General features: G+C 42.0%; 11 protein-coding genes. 9 read left to right on the top strand and 2 right to left on the bottom strand.

The genetic code is table 11. The features are described from left to right. Positions 1-259: 259 nt before the first annotated feature. The 6 genes from L3V42_RS03515 to L3V42_RS03490 all read left to right on the top strand — a co-directional run bounded on the left by L3V42_RS03515 (position 260) and on the right by L3V42_RS03490 (position 9,616). Positions 260-1,084 (top strand): ABC transporter permease, encoded by an 825-nt coding sequence (locus tag L3V42_RS03515; protein WP_238471338.1) that lies wholly within the window; start codon positions 260-262, stop codon positions 1,082-1,084. Between the two features lie 16 nt (positions 1,085-1,100). After that, a complete protein-coding gene (locus L3V42_RS03510; protein WP_235761821.1) occupies positions 1,101-2,027 on the top strand; it encodes an ABC transporter ATP-binding protein in 927 nt (308 codons plus the stop codon). Positions 2,028-2,173: 146 nt separating this feature from the next. Beyond that, positions 2,174-3,466, top strand: coding sequence for an accessory Sec system protein Asp2 (locus L3V42_RS03505; RefSeq protein ID WP_238471337.1), 1,293 nt, complete (start codon positions 2,174-2,176; stop codon positions 3,464-3,466). Next, positions 3,441-4,349 carry a class I SAM-dependent methyltransferase gene (locus L3V42_RS03500; RefSeq protein ID WP_235761819.1) on the top strand — a complete coding sequence of 303 codons (909 nt, stop codon included), beginning with the start codon at positions 3,441-3,443 and terminating at the stop codon, positions 4,347-4,349. The genes L3V42_RS03505 and L3V42_RS03500 overlap by 26 nt, the downstream gene beginning before the upstream one ends. Further along, positions 4,350-7,079 carry a glycosyltransferase gene (locus tag L3V42_RS03495; RefSeq protein WP_238471336.1) on the top strand — a complete coding sequence of 910 codons (2,730 nt, stop codon included), beginning with the start codon at positions 4,350-4,352 and terminating at the stop codon, positions 7,077-7,079. Between the two features lie 131 nt (positions 7,080-7,210). Beyond that, positions 7,211-9,616 (top strand): cell wall-binding repeat-containing protein, encoded by a 2,406-nt coding sequence (locus L3V42_RS03490; RefSeq protein WP_238471335.1) that lies wholly within the window; start codon positions 7,211-7,213, stop codon positions 9,614-9,616. Positions 9,617-9,945: 329 nt separating this feature from the next. Here the strand turns inward: L3V42_RS03490 and L3V42_RS03485 are convergent, their stop codons facing one another. Continuing rightward, positions 9,946-11,931 (bottom strand): acyltransferase family protein, encoded by a 1,986-nt coding sequence (locus tag L3V42_RS03485; RefSeq protein WP_235761816.1) that lies wholly within the window; start codon positions 11,929-11,931, stop codon positions 9,946-9,948. A gap of 128 nt (positions 11,932-12,059) precedes the next feature. Then, positions 12,060-12,791 (bottom strand): PIG-L deacetylase family protein, encoded by a 732-nt coding sequence (locus tag L3V42_RS03480; RefSeq protein ID WP_235761815.1) that lies wholly within the window; start codon positions 12,789-12,791, stop codon positions 12,060-12,062. A gap of 170 nt (positions 12,792-12,961) precedes the next feature. Between L3V42_RS03480 and L3V42_RS03475 the strand changes: the two genes are divergently transcribed. The 3 genes from L3V42_RS03475 to L3V42_RS03465 all read left to right on the top strand — a co-directional run bounded on the left by L3V42_RS03475 (position 12,962) and on the right by L3V42_RS03465 (position 19,536). Then, positions 12,962-14,023: a heparan-alpha-glucosaminide N-acetyltransferase domain-containing protein gene (locus tag L3V42_RS03475; protein ID WP_235761814.1), complete on the top strand. Its 1,062-nt coding sequence runs from the start codon at positions 12,962-12,964 to the stop codon at positions 14,021-14,023. A 280-nt stretch (positions 14,024-14,303) separates the two neighbouring features. Next, on the top strand, positions 14,304-16,733 hold the full coding sequence (locus tag L3V42_RS03470) for a cell wall-binding repeat-containing protein (RefSeq protein WP_238471334.1): 2,430 nt from the start codon (positions 14,304-14,306) through the stop codon (positions 16,731-16,733). Between the two features lie 205 nt (positions 16,734-16,938). Then, the gene (locus L3V42_RS03465; protein ID WP_235761812.1) at positions 16,939-19,536 is read left to right on the top strand and encodes a cell wall-binding repeat-containing protein; all 2,598 of its coding nucleotides are present in this window, start codon (positions 16,939-16,941) and stop codon (positions 19,534-19,536) included. Positions 19,537-19,653: the final 117 nt, after the last annotated feature.

The following is a 19,653-nucleotide window of genomic DNA, read 5'->3' as shown; positions in this document are numbered from 1 at the left end:
AACGTGTCTTTAAACTAATTTAGGTTGGAAGTGGCTTACTCTTTTTCAGCTCCGGGAATATACGGAGACTCCAACGGGAGCAGAGGCATCGATGAGACCCCGCAGCGCGCCAGCGCGAGGAGGCTCATCAGCAGTGAAGAATGAACTGCAATTCTTCATTGCCCGTGGAAAGCGAAGTATATTCCTGGAGCGGGGTTTGAGGCACAGGTAAAAGGATTTTTTAAATGTATAAATTATATTATAAAGGAAGCTAATGCATATGTTTAATTCAGTAAGACAAGTAGTCAAGGAACAACTTGACCATAAAGATCTTATTTTCCGAATGGCCAGCTTTGACATCAAAGGAATGTACCAACTACATTACCTCGGATCACTCTGGCAAGTCATCAACCCAGCCATTCAAGTAAGCATTTACTGGTTTGTATTTGGATTAGGAATCAGAGGGGGAGAACCGGTACAAACATCAACCGGTGAAATTCCCTTTTTCCTATGGATGCTAATGGGACTCATTCCTTGGTTCTTCATCAGCCCATCCATCATCCAAGGCTCAAACAGTGTCTATCAAAAAGTGAACATGGTTTCCAAAATGAATTTCCCTGTCAGCTTACTGCCGACTATCCGGATCATCGGCAACAGCTTGCAGTTTTTCATCTTAATGACACTGTTGATGATCGTATTATTCTTTTACGGGTTCACACCGACGATTTATTTCATACAAATCATTTATTATATCATTAGTATGTTCGCTTTCCTGTTTGCTTTTGCATTACTCAGTTCTACGATATCGACGTTAATACGGGACTATCAGATGCTCCTGCAGTCGATGGTACGGATGATTCTATACTTATCTCCAATCCTTTGGGACCCGGCAGGTGGACGCGTTCCGGACTGGATGGCTGACGTCCTGCAGTTGAACCCGATTTACTATATTATTGAAGGTTTCAGAGATTCCTTCCTGGGAAGAGGCTGGTTCTTTGAAGACCCACTCTATCTTATCTACTTCTGGACACTAACTTTGACCATTCTCGTCATCGGTTCCAGCGTCCATTTGAAGTTCCGGAAGAATTTCGTAGATTATTTATAATAAATGAGGGTCAGTTATGAAAAAACAACTAAAAGTAGAATTTAAAAATGTATATAAAGCATTCGAAATGCATGCCAAGCAGAAAGAGAAACTAATGGAACTCTTTTCAATTGAGCGCAGGAAGCAGCGAAGAGAATTCGTCGCTGTTAAAGATGTTTCCTTCAAAGTATATGAAGGAGAAAGTGTCGGGATTATCGGCCTGAACGGCTCCGGGAAATCGACTATTTCGAATATGCTTGCCCGCGTCATTCAACCGACAAGCGGTGAAATCACAATCAATGGGGAAACGTCCTTGATTGCTATTTCGGCAGGGTTAAACAATAACCTGACAGGTATTGAAAACATTCAGCTGAAATGTATGATGCACGGCTTGAAGGATGAGGAAATTGAACGGCTCACACCGGATATCATTGAATTCGCCGAAATTGGTGATTATATTAAGCAACCGGTGAAAAACTATTCAAGCGGAATGCGCTCCCGTCTCGGGTTCGCGATTTCCGTTCATACAGATCCTGACGTTTTAGTCATTGACGAAGCATTATCCGTTGGTGACTCGACTTATGCCCAGCGCAGCTTAGAGAAAATGAATGAATTTAGAGAGCGCGGCAAAACAATCTTCTTCATCAGTCACTCGGCTGCCCAAGTGAAGCAATTCTGTGATACAGCAATTTGGATCCACTACGGGGAAATGAAGATGATGGGTGATTCAGGAGAGGTACAGAAAGAATACCAGAAGTTCATTAACTGGTTTAATAAATTAAGTACAAAAGAAAAACGAGCTTATAAAAATAAAATGCTCGCAAGTCAAACAAGCACACCAGACAATGAATTAGTTCCACGAAAAGAAAATATCAAAAAAAGAAACACAAAAAATCTCGTTACAAGCGGGGTCATGCTGTCTATTGTGGCAGTACTGGGGGTCCTTTTAGGATTAGGCTACTAAACCAAAAGCGGAAGCGCCCGTTTAGCGACGTTTGGCAAGGCCAATCGGCAAGTCTCCTTTATCGTACGAAGGTGAAGGTCGTCTCGCCAGTCGCTGGGCGCTGAAGCTGCATGTAGCTATAACTAAAGCTAAAGGGGAGACACAGCATGATTTTTAACGAATCAACTTATCAAGGAAGCACAAAAGAAGTAACCTATGTCTTGGAAGAAGCAGCGTACAATACGGATTATTTAATCATTGTCTTTTCTGGATTCGCACCGGTGAGATCTCTGAACCAGTACCGTTATAACTATGTTCGTACCTTAAGGAGAATAGATGCCCATAAGCTGTTTATCCTCGATAAGGACAGCACCCGCGGCAGCTACTACTTAGGGAAAGAGATGAGCTTCGACTTTGAACAGTCTGTCAGCGAACTAATCGAGGACACGATATCAAAGCTTCATATCGATAAAGCAAAAGTAATCACGGCGGGCACATCAAAAGGGGCAAGTGCAGCCCTTTACTATGCATTAAAATATAAATTCGGCCAAGCAATCGCTGGCGCCCCGCAAACGCGAATCGCGGAATATATTACACAATATGCCAAAGAAACCGCAGCATACATGCTCGGCGACGTGGACGATGAAGCGAAAGTGGCAGAGCTCAACAATGTGATTTATAACCAGCTGGATACGAATAACGAGACACTCCTCACCATTCTAGGAAGCGTTCATGACAAGCAATACCCCGATCATATCGTTCCTCTAGTCGAGGAGATGGATAAACGAAATCATCCGTACACCTTATTGCTGGATGAAAATATTAAGAGTCATGCCGATATAGCAAAATATTACCCGGATTTCATCGTTAATAAACTGCTGGATCTGATCCATGGGTTCACGGTCCATCCCGTTCATTATGAGTTTGCAGATAATGTATTCCGGATGACGACAGACAACGTACCGCCAGCCGGTTACACAGCGAAAATTCGCATTTACGAAGAAGATGATATTTTAAAAGAAATGAATTTCGATAACAACAAGCATCTTTTTCATTTAAATTTATCTAAGCCAACTCACGTTACGGTTGCCTATTGTCTCGTAAAGGGTGACCATACCGTGTACCGAGAAGATGTAGGCGAACATTTCATCAGTGACACGAATGTCATTTGCAATCCTGCTATTGAACAAAAAGACGGTGAAATCCACTTTGCTTTGAACCTTGATACCGCATTGAATGTTAAATTTGCTTATTATACCTATTATAATGGCAAAGTTATTGATAAAATAATGTATCAAGGAAAGCAAACCATGACCTATAGACCGGAAGAGCCTGGAAGATACTTTATAAAATACTTCATCATGCTGCCCTCAGGTGAGAAGGTCACTGGTAAGACAAAAGAAATACATATAGGTGAGATTGGAGTTCTAGAACATGAAGAAAAACACGGATCGAGTTAGTGAAGCATATTATGATGAGCTGGGAACAGAGTTCGGCAAGAAGGTAAGGGACCGGATTCACTGGATACTGGCATCAAGTAAAGGTGAAACGATACTGGATGTCGGCTGCTCCCAAGGACTTGTTTCCATTCTGCTTGCTAGAGAAGGGAAGCAGGTTACGGGCATCGATGTTTTAGAAGATGCGATTAACTATGCAAAAGAGCAGCTCGAACAAGAAGAAGCTCCAACAAGAAAACATCTGGAACTGATTCATGATAATTTTGTGAGCCACACCTTCGACACGACCTTTGATTGTGTCATCATGGGTGAAATTCTTGAACACCTATCCGATCCCGAACGTTTTATCGAGAAGGCAGTTACCTTGCTAAATCCTGGCGGGAAGCTGATCATCACCGTACCATTCGGAATAAATGATTATTTCGACCACAAACATACGTATTATGTTAAAGATTTATATGCGTTCCAGACGAACGAACTCCATCTATCCGAGGTGAAATTCCTGAACGGTTGGGTCGGTGCCCTCTACGAGAAGGACGAGACATTAACGAATAAACCAATCGACGAAGCAATGCTTACGGAACTTGAGACAGCCCTCGTCCAACATGAACGGAAATATGTGAAGCAGCTGCTCGCATTAAAGGAAGAACGGGATGAGCTGAAAGACAGTACAGAAGATAAATACCTTCAGGAAAAGATGGAAAAGGTAAGAGCCCAGCAAGAGCTTTACCAGCAATACCAGGCCGAAGAAAATCTGCTCCGGAATTTCGATCAGCTCGAAGAAGAAATCAAAAGCCTGCGTATGAAATACAACAACTTGAAGTCATCGAAGTTAGGAAAACTAACGACGAAATATTGGAAATGGCGAAGAAAAAGGAGTAATTAGATGTATTCCAATAAGACAAGACTAAAGACAATTCAAAATAAGAAGAGGGAACTGCTGAATCGCATGCTGAAAGAAGTGGAAATGCTTCAGGATGCAGGAGTAGAGGTTGATCCTGGCTTACTGAAACTCTCTGAAAAAGCTATTGAACAATTGAGTCCAGAAGAACTGGCGATGGGTTATCAACAGCTTAAGGAAGAGAAGAGTGATGTCGATTTCTTAGAAAGAATTCAACCAATCCTTGATACGGTCCCTGTCACAAACGGTGGACGTTACTATCAACCGATTGATTTAAAAATTGGAATCATCGCTGATGAATTTCTCTTTTATTCTTACGAGAATGCCGCAAACATGGTTTACATTACAAGAGAGAATTACAAGGAGCATGAGGACATCGACGTATTCATCGTCGCCTCCGCCTGGAAAGGTCTTGACCTGTCCTGGAAGGGGCTAGGGAATCCGAACAATACGAAGCTCCGTGAAGAATTATATGACATGATTTCTTACTACCGCACGAAAGATATAAAAATTGTTTTCTACTCGAAGGAAGACCCGACAAATTACGAGGCATTTGTCGATATCGCGAAGTACTGTGATTATATTTTCACGACCGCGAAGGAAAAGATCAATGATTATAGAGAATACTGTAATAATGACAATGTCTTCGCCCTCGAATTCGGCTTCAACCCGATTTACAATAACCCCGTTGGAATGAAGCAGACGGAGAAACTGGACGGGGCAATCTTTGCCGGGTCCTGGTATGAGAAATATCCGCATCGTCAAAAAGATACGAAAATGATTTTCGACGGAGTCATCCATGCAGATAAAGAATTAAAAATCATCGACCGGAACTATCATCTGAACTTGAATCGACATTTTTTCCCGCGGAAATATATACGTCATTTATCGCCAAGCATCGAGCACCAGACATTACAGAAAGTGTTCAAACTGTATAACTGGGTCATCAATCTGAATTCCGTCCAGAAGAGTGAGACGATGTTCGCAAACCGAGTTTATGAGCTGCAGGCAATGGGGAACCTGATCCTCTCGAATTATAGTCTCGGTATCAATAATTTATTCCCGAATATCTTCATGATTGACAGCTCCGAAGAAATTAACGACATCATGAATAACGTGACGGATAAGGAATTGTACATGCACCAGATGGAAGGCGTACGGACGGTCATGAGGCAGCATACGACATTCCACCGCTTAAACGACTTGCTGCAAAAAATCGGTTACGAGCAGTCTTTTATTAAAGATCGAAAAATCGCGGTCGTAGTCGAACAAGAAGACGACAACATAGCTGAGAATTTCGAGCGTCAATCTTATCCGCATAAAACAATCGTGACACAAGAATATATACAAGACCATTACGAAGAATTTGATTATATTACTTTCTTCCACCCGGATTACGAGTATGGCGAGTATTACTTAGAAGACTTGATCAACGGTTTTAAATATACCGATTCCGCTTATGTTACGAAAGACGCCTACTATAATCACGGGGAACTGCAAGAAGGCGTGGAGCATGACTTTGTAACGGTTGTAAACGACAAGTATAAAACGGTGTTTGACACGAATGATTTTACAGTAGAAGAACTGCTTGAGTTAGATGGCTCACTGGAAAGAGGGAACGGCTACAGTATTGATTCCCTTGAACTAGATGTGAATCCGGCAGAGGACCGTAAAGACGGTGCAGCATACAAATTATCCGTCATCATTCCAGTTTATAATAATGGCCGTCATCTTTACGGCAAATGCTTCATGAGTCTAAAGCGTTCCTCTATCTTCCATGATATGGATATTATCCTTGTGGACGATGGCTCTACGGATAACGAGACACTGAAGATGGTTGATCGTCTCGAGCGCCTCTACCCGAATATCCAAACATATAAATTCGCGGACGGTGGAAGCGGCAGTGCATCTCGACCAAGAAACAAAGGATTCGAGCTTGCAAAAGCAGATCTCATCACCTATCTTGACCCAGATAACGAAGCAGTGAACGACAGCTATGCATACTTGCTGGAAGAGATGGAAAATAATCCATACCTTGACCTTGTTGTCGGTGACATTATTAAATACGATACCGAACGCAAAGTGATGAACTACTCGAAGAACGCGTTCAAATGGGATACATCCGGCATCGTATCCGATACCCGCGCATATTTGCACGACTCGATGCTCCGTGCCCAAAGTATCCAAGCATTAATCGTCAAAAAAGAAATCATTGCAGACAACAACTTACAAATGGTGGAAAGAGCGGTCGGACAGGATACCTTGTTTTTCCAGCAGCTCATTTTGAATTGTAATACATTTAAAGCAGTCGATCGGATTATCCATATTTACTATGCAGCCGTCACGACATCGGTAACAAACAGCATTTCGAAGCGTTTCTTTGAAAAATATCTCATCTTGGAAAAAGAAAGATATGCATTCTTAAGAGAAGAAGGTCTGCTTGACCTGTACCTGACAGACCGTTTCAACAGCTATTTTGTCGGCTGGTACCTCATCCGAGTGCCGCGTTTGAAAGAGGAAGAAGCGGAAGAAAGCTTGAAGACCCTCTATCAGATTTACGACATCTATCGTAAGGAAGTAGTCGACAAAGCATCGATTATCGAGATGTTCGAAAAATGCATGAAGAAAGGCGAATACGAAGAGTTCATCAACTACTGCCGTGTTCACTTTAGCATGGAACGGGTGAAAACGAAAAAATCAAAAGTAATAGCTTAAATCTGGGGGATTCGACTCCCCCTCTTTTTTATGGGAAAAACATGTCTGAAAAATGTCAAAACAAGGTAGAAAAACCAGTATAAATTATGGTATCTTTAGAGGTATAGAAATGATGAGGAGGAAACGAACCATTGAAGAAACAGGTTAACAAGTTATTCGTTATAGCCGTCGCAATCCTGGCATTTGGAATTCTATCATTCCAGCACGTACATGCAGAAGAAAACGGCGAAATCACCTTTGACTTCGGGGAAAACAATGTAGAACTGACAGACACCTTGCAGGTTGAAGTAGTGAATGAGGAAGAGAACGCTACGATACGGATTACAGATTCAGGTGAGGAACTTTATCAAGAAGAACTCTCCTTTGTACAGGTCACGAACTTTTACCAAGTAGAATCAGAGAGTGAGACTTATGGTATTATTACATATCGCATGGATGGTTCAGGAAATGGACTATACTTTGATGTCGTAAAGCTATCCCCAGCAGGAGTGGAGAAAGTATACACTTCTGACGTATTCGAACGGGCAAATTTTGCCGTTACAAATGACGGGATCGCAATCGAATACCCGGAATATGAGGAAGATGATGCAATGACCGAACCATCTGGAATGGTGGAGCAGCACTTTACGATTAAAGGCAGCCAAGTGGAAGCTGGACAAGCATCCCTCACAGATATTACAGAAGAAAAAGAAGCTGCCGCACAAGTGAACTATAAATACAAAAATCCATCTTATGCAGAAATCAACAAGATTTTAACAGAAGAAGCTCTGAATGCCAATGTATCCCCAGAAATTGTAAAAGCAATTGCTTACCAGGAAAGTAACTGGCAACAATTCTGGAACGAGGTACCAAGCCGTGTCAAAAATAGTTGTAAAACAACAGATGGTAGAAAACTAGCTTGGGACGGGACGAACGCCCTGCTCGGCTATGATTGTATCGGTATTGGTATTATGCAAGTTTCCAACCATATGTATTTAAGTGAAGGTTCCGCAAAAGATAAATATATCAAACGTTTGAAAGAAGATATCCGCTTTAACGTCCGAGAAGGAATCCGTATTTTAAAAGATAAGTGGAATTATAAAGATGCTAAAACCCCTATTATCCCAACCGTGAATAATGGCGATCCGATGGTTATCGAAAATTGGTATTTCGCTATTATGGCTTACAACGGAATGCTGCCGAGAAACAACCCATTGGAAAATCCATATACAGCTTATCAGGAAAACGTGTTTAAGAGATTACGAGATTTAACCTTAATCGATATTACACCGTTCCCGACACAAAAACTTGAACCATATCAGTTATCTAATGGTCAACTGCGTTTTCGTTCGAATAAGTATCAAATGGATGGACCGCAGCATTATTCCAGCCAATCACTGAAAAAGGGTGAGACAGCATACACGAATACACGCTCATTGAACTTGCGTAAAGAACCAAGCACAAGCTCAAGTGTCGTGGCAAGTCTTCCAAAAGGAACGAAATTAACGATTACAGGGGAATACAGAGGAAATAATTCTCGAGTGAACCAATACGTCTGGCTGCCAGTTCGTACAAGCTCTGGACAAACCGGTTGGGTTTCATCCAGTTACGTGACAGCAGGAGAATATGTCGATGTTTACCCGCTTGAAGGACCGAACCGTTTTGAAACAAGTGTAGCCATATCGAACCATGGCTGGCACTGGGAGCAGCCGGAATACGTTGTGATCGGCCGCGGAGACCTGCCGATTGACGCATTAACGGGAAGTGTGCTCGCTTCAAGTCTGGATTCACCATTACTGCTAACGAGAAATGACCGCTTAACACCAGCTGTTGAGCAGGAATTAAAACGAATTCAACCGAAATATGTTTATATTCTAGGTGGTAAGGGTGCAATTTCTACAAATGTGGAGAAGCAACTACAAGATATGTTTAGAAGCTCCCGTGTAGAACGAATCGAAGCAGATCTTCGTTACGGTACAGCTGCTAAAGTTGCAGATATAGTCGCTTCCAAGAAAAAAGTAAATGAAGTATTTATTACAACAGGAGACGAGAAGTCATCCGACCCACTCGCAATCGCACCATACGCAGGAGAGAAGAACATTCCAATCCTGCTTACGAATACGAAGAAATTAAGTGAGGAAGCACGAAACTTTATTACGAAAAATAACGTTTCTAAAGTAACAATTATCGGCGGGAAGACAGCTGTTTCCGCTAATGTGGAAAATGAGCTGAAGAAATTAACCGGCAAAGTCGAACGCGTTTCTGGAAAAGCCCGCTTTGATACGGGACTTGCCATCATCAACAAGTATTACAACAAGAACCAATTAGATAATATCTTCGTCGCACAAGGGATGGATATAGCAGACGCACTAAGTGCCGCTCCACTAGCAGCGAAGAAAGGGAGCCCGCTCGTGCTCACGCTATCCGACCAAGTTCCTAAATCGGTAAATACATGGTTGAAATCAAACACACCGACAAAACCGGATATTTACTTCTTAGGCGGAAACAGTGCGATCCAAGATAAAGTGCGTACTAACATTATCAATCTAGTGAAGTAAATACTAATTTTCGCATAAGAGGAAGAGACCTCGCTTTACGCTAAAGGTTCTTAACAACTGTTAGAATGCGGTTTTGGGTCAAACGGGTGTTTGGGAGTGTTCTCAACGCCCGTTTGAGCTGCAATTCGGTTGGCTCGGTCGAATATAGGCTCTCTCAACGCCCGTTCCACCCGGATTCCGGTATAATCCGGCAGAGAGAAATCCGCTCAACACCCAAAAGTATCATTCTTCCCGAATTCGGGTAGTAAGCCACGCGAAAGTTAAAATAAAACATAAAAATAGAGAAAATCTCTCCAAATCAACGAGAGACTTTCTCTATTTTTTTAACTTTATTTGAGTAATGGCACCAATTCATCTCGTACAAAAGGTGCGAGTGTACTAGAATAAGTTGCTGTAATATGATGGCTATCCGTATAGACTAGCACATTCCCGACGACTGCTTTACAGGAACCATCCTCACAGAATCGGTCGGTGAAATCAGCATAATGTACATTTGCTGGCGGATTCTCTAACTGATCCCACGGTGCCTCAGCAGGGAGAATCTCTTCTTGTTCCACCGCACATTCTATACTATCTGGACCATTTTCCTCCACACAGGAAGGAACATCAAAGGTGAAGCGCGGGTTATCCCGAACGGCAAATACTTGAATATCATGCTCTTCTAAGATTTCCCATGCCTCAACATATCCGTCAGGAACTTCTTGATGCTGCGTAACATCTGCCGTTGTAAATACGAGATCCGGATCTAATTCAAGAATAACGTCCATTAAATTCGTATTCCAATCGGTACAATCTTCTGCATCAAATTCTTCCGTGGAAAAACGACAACCACTTTTCGTGTACGAATTGATTTGAATTTTTTCTTCTTCGGCAAATCCTTGTAATGCCGGCAGCCAGTGGGCAGAATGTGAGCCGCCTACAAGTGCCACGGTGTATTCCGGATTTTCCGTCTCCCCGTAAATACATTCAATGACTTCCGTTTCTCCGATAGCTTGGTGACAACCATCCGCATATAAATCAGGTTGGTCATTTCGCGCTTGCACCGGTGTAGGAACGACCGGTTCATCTGTCTCGGCGCTCGTTTCGGCAAATGCTGTTACCGCAGCACCTGGATAATCTTCTTCATTCACCATATCCGCCAACTGATTCTGCTGCTTAGCAATCGTTTGGGACCAGAAGCCGGAGAGCACTAAGACCGGGAGGAGGAAGAGAACAGCAACCGTTGCTGTCTTCCATTTCACGTTCAAGCTCTTTCTGTTTCGAATTGGCTTCTCGACAAATTCTGTTGTCACATAAGCAAGAATAGCCGATAGTACCATAATGAGTAATCCTTCAACAAGGCTAGCTGTTTCATTCCCTGTAATAAGGAAGTAAAAGATTAAGATTGGCCAATGCCAGAGGTAGAAACCGTACGAAATTCCGCCAAACGCAATGAGCGGCTTCGAACTTAGTAAACCATAAGCACTATATTTTCCACCTTGATTTCCAGCGATTAAAATAAAGATCGCACTCAGTACCGGCCATAATGCCGCGTAACCTGGGAACACGGTTGATACTTGCAGAACTAAACCACAGCTAACTAATCCAATCAGACCGAGCCAGCTCAAAACAAAGCTAAGTGATTTATTCACTTTAATATTTGCAATGAGTAAAGCAAGCAATCCGCCTGCACTAAATTCCCATACTCTCGTGAACGTGTCGAAATAGGCCCAAGGTTGGTTAACATCCGTCATGTAAATGGAATAACCAAAGGAAATGAAGAACACGACAATCAATGTCCCAAAGAACACCGGTCTTACTTGCTTTTTGAAAATAAAACGAGCAAGCAAAATCGTTATGAATAGAAGGAGCGGCCAAATAATATAGAATTGCCCCTGTAAGGACATCGCCCAGAAGTGTTGGAACGGGCTCGCTTCATTATTCTGTGCAAGATAGTCCACCGAATTAATCGCTAATTGCCAGTTTTCGAAATACAAGGCAGCAGCAAGCAATTCCTGAACGGTTTGAGCCCATCTAACTTCCGGGAGCCAAATGATACAGGCAATTCCTGTAATAAACAGCACGGTAAAAGCTGCTGGGAACAATCGCTTCATCAGCCGCAAAATAAATCCGCTGAAATCAATCTTGCCGGACCGTTCATAGCGGCCAAGCAGGGAAGTCGTAATTAAAAATCCTGCCACAACGAAGAATACATCGACCCCGCCGGACACATTTCCGAGCCAGATATGATAGACAGCAACTAGAATAGAAGCGACAGCCCGCAAGCCTTCAATTTCCAGCCTGAACTTTCTGTCGGCTTTCTTATATAAATCCATGAATCTCACGCTTTCTTTTTCAATGTTTACGATGCTTTTATTCTATAAAACTCCCTAAAGTGAATAAAGCACACCCTTAAGTTTATCGAATTCCAAGTAACTTGTCTAATCCATATAATTCCTCGCGTTTATTCGAGCTCATGATACGGACTAACCGGGTTCTCCTCCAGGGTTATAAAATATTCCGGTACTGACTTCCAGCCGATCCCATACATGCCTTTATCCATATCTACTTCCTTATAAGCCCGGCTCGCTTCAATAATGGTCTCGAGATAATCCTCCTCATAATGGTCTTCTTTTATCTCGACGTCCAGCGGAGTAAAGTTATTTCCAAAGTAAAAGGTTCCATCCTCAATGATTCCTTCCTTCATTAGATTACGTAGCGCATGCCCAGCATTCGCGTGGTCATGATGTGGATCGTGATAGCTGAATGTTTTATGGCTTGCATCCGGATAACGTTCCTGATATTCCCGGATGACTTCTTCTACATCTTCTACTTGCAGATCCCCATCTGCGTGCCCAAGCTTTTCCACATGATCTGCATCAACTCCGAGGATTTCCACGGCCAGATCGAACTCCCGATTCCTTGCTTCGGAAAATTCCTCTTTTGTTAAATCAAGCTGATGCCGAACTGCTGAATTCGCCCCGTCAGTTAAGAGGACAACATGCACATCATGACCCTTTTCGACATGGTCATGGATCGACACGCCAAAGGTAATTACTTCGTCATCCTGATGCGGAATATAATAGATGACTTCATTTAAATCTTTATGTAAAATATCAAACCGGAAAAAGATTGCCAGTACGATTGCAGAAACGAGTACGATGACCCCGGCCGTCAGATACTTTCTTCTATCCATCATGCTACCTCCTTTCTCTGCTATTATATACAATATTCGATACGAACAATTAGTTTATGGTAAACTTTTTAAAGGTTATAATAGAATTTATGTTTAATAAGTATAAGAATAGGGAATGTGATAGGATGAACGCGAATTTAACTACTAGAAAGAAGAGCAGAATCTACTCGTTGGATACCACACGAGGGTTTATTGTTTTTCTATCTATCTTTACATTTAGTGTTCCGGGAGTATTTAGTCATGCTCCTTGGTACGGGCTGACCATGCTCGATACGATATTTCCGGCTTTCGTTACGATTTTCGGAACGAGTATGGCCATCGCTTACCGCAAAGGTGTCAGTGCGAAGCGGCTGGGCCTCCGGACATTTCGATTGATTATTTTTGGTTTGTTGTTTAACATGGTCGCTGCTTGGTCATTAGACTTAGCTACTCTCAGATTCACAGGCGTGCTGCAGTTATTTGCCGTTCTCGGTGTTCTAACTGTTGTGATTACAAAATATATCAAACGTATTGGAGCATTAATCGTTCTGAGCTTTATCATATTCGGTATTTACGGTGCATCCTTGCTCGTAGTAGGAGCGGGATGTGAAGACGCGCTGCCGCAGATGGGGTGCAATCCATCCCATATAATCGATCCGGTAATATTCGGAGAAAATCATACATATGCTCAGGGGGAACGTGGTCACGACCCGGAAGGAATACCGACGATATTCTCTGCACTTGGAAATGTGCTGCTCGGTTTCGTGGCTGGGAAGATTCTCTTAAATAAAGGGAAAAAGGTCGGAATGCGCTTATTTACATTTTCGACTGCCCTCATCCTCTTATCCCTAGTTGTGAATGTAATTATTCCATTTAATAAAAGACTATGGTCCCCGTCGTTCGGAATCATTACAGCGGGACTTACGATATTCATTCTAGCAATCTGTTATGTCATTTTTGATAAAAACCAATCTAATGAAATAAAACCGTTTAAAAAATCTGTACATTGGGTGTTAGAAGCATATGGGAGAAATAGTTTCCTCGTTTACTTCGGGAAATACGTCCTGTACGCAGTGCTCATTAACACAAGCGTCACGATTGGAGAACGATCAACCTCGCTAAACACCCTTTTGATGGATTTCTCGGGAAGTTTCGGGCTTCCTGCCGAAATAATTTATTTTATAATCTATTTTGGAATCTGGTTAGTTATCACGCTTTATGCTCATAAAAATAAAATATATGTCAAAATTTAGCCTTTCTTCCTATAAGTCTATTAGTACTAAAATATCAAACAATTATTCTCGGAGTATGTTATAATAATTTCCAGAACTTGCTATTCGTTTACTAAACAACAAAAAATCTATTTAACCTCTGCAAAGCGGGTGACGGATTCATCGTTACCACCATACATAATAGAGCAGACACCCAGGACAATACCGCTGACAAGAGGAGAAAGGACGGTGAAAATAGCAGCTGATTTCTTTGTTGTTTGTAATATAACTTTGAATCTATTTCCATTCCAGGAGGGATTTTGTGGTCAAGAAACGTTTTAACTTACTTAGTTTGTTCACTGCGTTGATCATGGTGGCGTCACTATTCTCACCAATTTCAATTTTTGCACAGACTAATTCAGTTGAGGGGAAACTCTCTAGTAACCTAATACAAGAATTTGAAGAGAACGACGAAGTTTCATTTGTTGTAGAATTCAACGAAAAGGCTGACACAACTGCAGCAAAGCAAAGTGTAAGCCTATCTGGACTATCTGAAGAACAAGCAGAAGTTCAGCAACGTGAAGCAGTAATTAATGCTTTACAGACAACTGCTGATGCAACACAAGCAGATGTTTTAAGTTACTTAGAGGATAACGCAGATGTAGCGGAAGTTAATTCTTTCTATATCGCTAACATTCTTGTTGTAACAGCAACTCAGGAAGTTGCTGAAGAAGTTGCAGCATTCTCTGAAGTTAAAAGTGTTACAGCTAGCCCGGAAATCAAACTAATTGATCCGGTTCAAAAAGAAAACAGCCTGAATGAAAGTATTATCGATGAATATCCATTAGGCTGGAACGTTGATCATGTTCAAGCTCCAGAAGCTTGGGAAAAAGGATTCAACGGTGAAGGTATCGTAATTGGTAACATTGACTCTGGTGTCCAGTGGGATCACCCGGCAGTCCAAGATAGCTACCGTGGTTATAATGCAGAAACAGGCGAAGTTAATCACGCAGCAAGCTTCTATGATGCTATTAATGGCGAAGAAGAAGCATACGATGACAACGGACATGGTACACACGTAGCTGGTACTACATCCGGTCAAAACTTTGAAATTGCAGGTTACTCCGGTGATTTAGGTGTTGCACCAGGTTCAACTTGGATTGCAGCTAAAGCTCTTAACTCAATCGGAAGTGGCCCACTACCTGCGTTTGTTGAAGCTGCAGAGTGGATGCTAGCTCCAGGCGGAGACGCGGCTAACGCACCAGACGTTATCAACAACTCATGGGGCGTTGACTCAAATGGGGAAACTTTTGATAACGAATGGTTCCGTGACGTACTTGTTTCTTGGACAGATGCGAACATCTTCCCAGTATTTGCAGCAGGAAACTTAGATAATCCTGAAGAAGGATCGATCTTCGTTCCAGCACTGTACCCAGAAGCATTTACAGTTGGTGCAATTGATAAGGATAACAGCCTTGCTGATTTCTCAGCAAAAGGACCATCACCATATGGTGAAGTAAAACCTGAAGTTGTAGCTCCAGGTGTAACAGTTCCATCTTCTTACCCTATTGATGATGTTGCATGGGCTGACGGTACTTCCATGGCAGCTCCAGCAGTTGCGGGTGTTGTAGCACTTGCTAAACAAGCAAATGCTGACGCAACAATTGAAGAAATTGAAAATGTTCTAACTGAAACAGCAACAAACTTAACGAACGATGAATTCTCTGAAGAAGTTAACAATGGATTCGGTCATGGACTAGTAAATGCTTCAGCAGTAGTTGATGCAATTGCGGAAGAGCCAGCTCCAGAACCAGAACCAGAGCCAGAACCAGAACCAGAACCATCTCCAGAAGAGCTTGAGCGTATCTTCGGTCATAGCAGATACGACACAGCTATTGAAATTAGCCAAGCTTGGGAAGACGACTCTGTTGATACCGTAATCGTTGCCCGTGGTGATGACTATGCAGACGCTCTAGCAGGTGTTCCTTTAGCACACTTACTAGATACACCAATTCTTTTAACAACAGACAATGATAAAATTGTTGAAAAAACATTAGCTGAAATCGAAAGACTCGGTGCTGACGAAGCAATCGTTCTTGGAGGAGAAGGTGCAATTGCTCCAGAAACGTATAACAGATTAGCTTCAGCAGTTCCTGATATCAATCGTTTAGCTGGTGACTCTCGTTTCGATACTGCAGCAGAAATTGCAAAAGCATTCGCTGAATTAAACGGCGGCGAACTGAATGAAGTTGTTGTAGCAAACGGACTAAACTTCCCGGATGCACTGACAATTGGTTCATTCGCAGCTCAAACAGAAACTCCAATTGTATTAACATTGGATGACCGTGTACCAGAAGCAACTCAAGCACTCCTTGATGAGTACAATGTAGCTGAAACTACAGTAGTCGGTGGAGAAGCAGTTGTTAACGCTGATGTAGAAGAAGCTCTTCCATCTGCAACTCGTCTAGCTGGTGATGACCGTTACGGTACTAACGTTGCGATCTTAGAACACTATGACTTTGCAGACGCTGGTCTTTACATTGCTACAGGTAAAGATTACGCTGACGCTCTTACAGGAGCAGTTCTATCAGCTAAGGACGAATCTGCAATTCTATTAGTACATGATAGAATCCCAGCAGAAATCGCACCTTACCTAGAAGCAAATGACGTTGACTTCTCTGCAATCTTTGGTGGTCAAAATGCAGTAAGTGACGATGTTAAACAAGCTCTAGAAGACTACCTGAACGAATAAGTTCGGTATGAATCTACGAAAACATCCTATAGAGTAGCCTAATACTCTGTAGGGTGTTTTTTTGTGTTTAATTTTAGTTTGTAAGGGTTATCAGTATGAACTTATTTTGAAGTATAGAAGTTATCTATCTATTTGTCTAGTAAAATATACCCGATTCACCTATAATGGGTATAGGGAAAAAATAACAGAAGGGAAGGGAAATTGGATGAAAAGAAAGTTTAGTAGAATTACATACGGCTTTATGGTGTTAATCTTATTTCTTAATGTTTTCCTGCCAAGCTCTATATTGGCAGCTCAAGCGGAGGATGTTGCAACGGATCAAGTTGGAGAAATTCTAACTTTTGAAGAACTTGAAATTATTGAAGAGGAAGACCAAGCTTCTGCTCAACAAACTGAGCAGGACTATGACGTTATTTTAAATAGTCAGGCTTGGAATTTTGCTGCTTTTGACAACGATGTCTATATTGGACCAGATGCAGTTGTTATTGTTAACGGTTATGGATTCGTACCAGGAGATTTATATGTTTATGGCGCGTTAGATGCTCGCGGAGGATTATCAGTTGGCGGAACACTATATGCCAAAAATGTAAGCTATGGAACAACTGGTGGACCATATTACCATGGAAGCGTTAAATTATCTGGTCCAAACTCTGTTTACTCTGTACATGTTGGTAATCAACCTTATCATGTTCCATTTGTAGTGTTTACGGATGATTTAACAAATGAATCAGGTACGGTAATGATTGAAGGTCAAACACTACCATTCCTTGAAGTATATGTTCAAGGACAAGAAGTTACTTTAGATGACAAAGGATTCTTTACAGTCACATTAAATAATTTCACGTCCAATAGCGTGGAGTTTGAATTGGTCGATATTTTTGGCGGCCAAACATACAAGAGTGTAAGCATTGCTGATGTTTTGCCACCAAATAACGTATCAGATTTTAATGTTGACCAGTACGGGTCAGATTTTATCAATGTAATTTGGGAAGGCGTTAACGATGCTGATCTTTCACACTATAATTTATATGTAAATGATGAGAAAATTGATGAAGTATATACTGGAGAAAATAGCTATACATTCACTAACCTAGAAGCTAATAAAGATTACAATCTTTCTATTTCAGCTGAAGATAATAGTGGAAATAAAAGCGAAAAAAATACTCTTGAAATAATTACGAATGCAGCGATTCCAGTTGTTAATGAAGTGACAGACCAAGATGAAAAAGTAACTGGTACATCAAGTTCAGACGCTGTCATTAAAGTAAGTGCTGCAGGAAAAGAATTAGTAATAGGTCATGCAGACTCAAAAGGTGCATTCAACCTAGCTATATCAAAACAAACTGCGGGAACAGAGTTGACAGTAGTTGCAGCTGGAAAGAATGGAAAGGAAAGTGAAGCTGCGAAGATAACGGTGTCAGACACCACACCACCTACAGCTCCAGAAGTTAATGAAGTAACCGACCAATCAACGGAAATTACCGGTAAAGCAGAAGCTAATGCAACGGTCATTGCAAAAGTAGCAGATGAGGAAATTGGCCAGGCGACAGCAAGCGCGAACGGTAATTTTACAATAAAAATCGCTAAACAAGCTGCTGAAACAGAAATCGTCGTCACCGCGACAGATAAAGCAGGAAATGTTAGCGAGGCAAGTAAAGTTGTTGTAAAAGACGTAACTGCTCCAGAAGCGCCTGCAGTTAACCAACTAATAGACCAATCAACGAAAATCACTGGAACAGCAGAAGCAGCATCTGTCGTAGTTGCAACAGCTAACGATCAGCAGATCGGTCGCGTGACTGCTGAATCTGACGGTACATTCGAAATGCCGATTAAAAAACAAGCTGCAGATACGAAAGTTACCGTAACAGCAAAAGATAAAGCTGGTAACGAAAGTAAAGCAGCAACCATTATCGTGAAAAAACAAGTCGAGCGTATCTCTGGATACATGCGCTACGACACAGCAGTGGAAGCAAGTAAACGAGGCTGGGATAAAGCAGAAACGGTCATTATCGCGCGTGGCGATGATTTTGCAGATGCCCTTGCAGGAGTACCGCTAGCTCATAAACTGGATGCACCCATTCTAATGACACCAGGCAACAAACTATGGGATAACAGTCTCACAGAAATCAAACGCCTTGGTGCGAAGAATGCGATCATCCTTGGTGGAGAAGGTGCGGTAAGTAAAACAGTAGCAAATGAATTAACAAAAGCGGGACTGAAAGTAGAACGAATCGATGGTGATTCTCGTTTCGAAACAGCAGCATTGATCGCTAAGAAAATTGCACCAAATGGAACGAAAAAAGTAGTCGTAGCAAATGGCATGGATTTTCCTGATGCACTTTCCGTCGCATCTTATGCAGCAAAAGAAGGTCTGCCAATTCTTTTAACACTAGATGACCGTGTTGCAAAAGCGACCGAGTCCGCAGTGCAATCACTCGGCGTGAAAGAAACGCTTGTCGTTGGCGGAGAATCGGTAGTTTCTAAAAAGGTAGCACAAGCATTGCCGAAAGCCGAGCGTTTAAGCGGTAAGGACCGTTATGAAACGAATATTGCAATTGCAAAACACTTTGGTGTAGACAGCAAGCATATTTATGTCGCAACTGGTCAGAACTATGCTGATGCATTGACTGGCGGAGTACTTGCAGCGAAAGAGAACAGTGCAATTTTACTCGTCCATCATAGCGTCCCGGCATCTGTTACAGCCTATATGAACAAACAAAAATTCCAGAGTCTCTCCATCTTCGGAGGAACCGGAGCAGTTGACGACTCCATCAAAAATGAGTTAACAAAACGATTGAAGTAAGTATAAGGAATCCCCTGTAGAGCAGACAACCTGCTTTACAGGGGATTTTTTTCCCCATTAACTGGTAGGAAAGACCTTTTCTGAAAATTAACTGTTGACAGACACCCTGCTCATTAT

The organism is Oceanobacillus alkalisoli (genome assembly GCF_022213125.1).
In the GTDB taxonomy this organism is placed as follows: domain Bacteria; phylum Bacillota; class Bacilli; order Bacillales; family Amphibacillaceae; genus Oceanobacillus; species Oceanobacillus alkalisoli.
The sequence above is the reverse complement of the archived record's forward strand: the minus strand, read 5'-3'. Positions and strand labels throughout refer to the sequence as shown.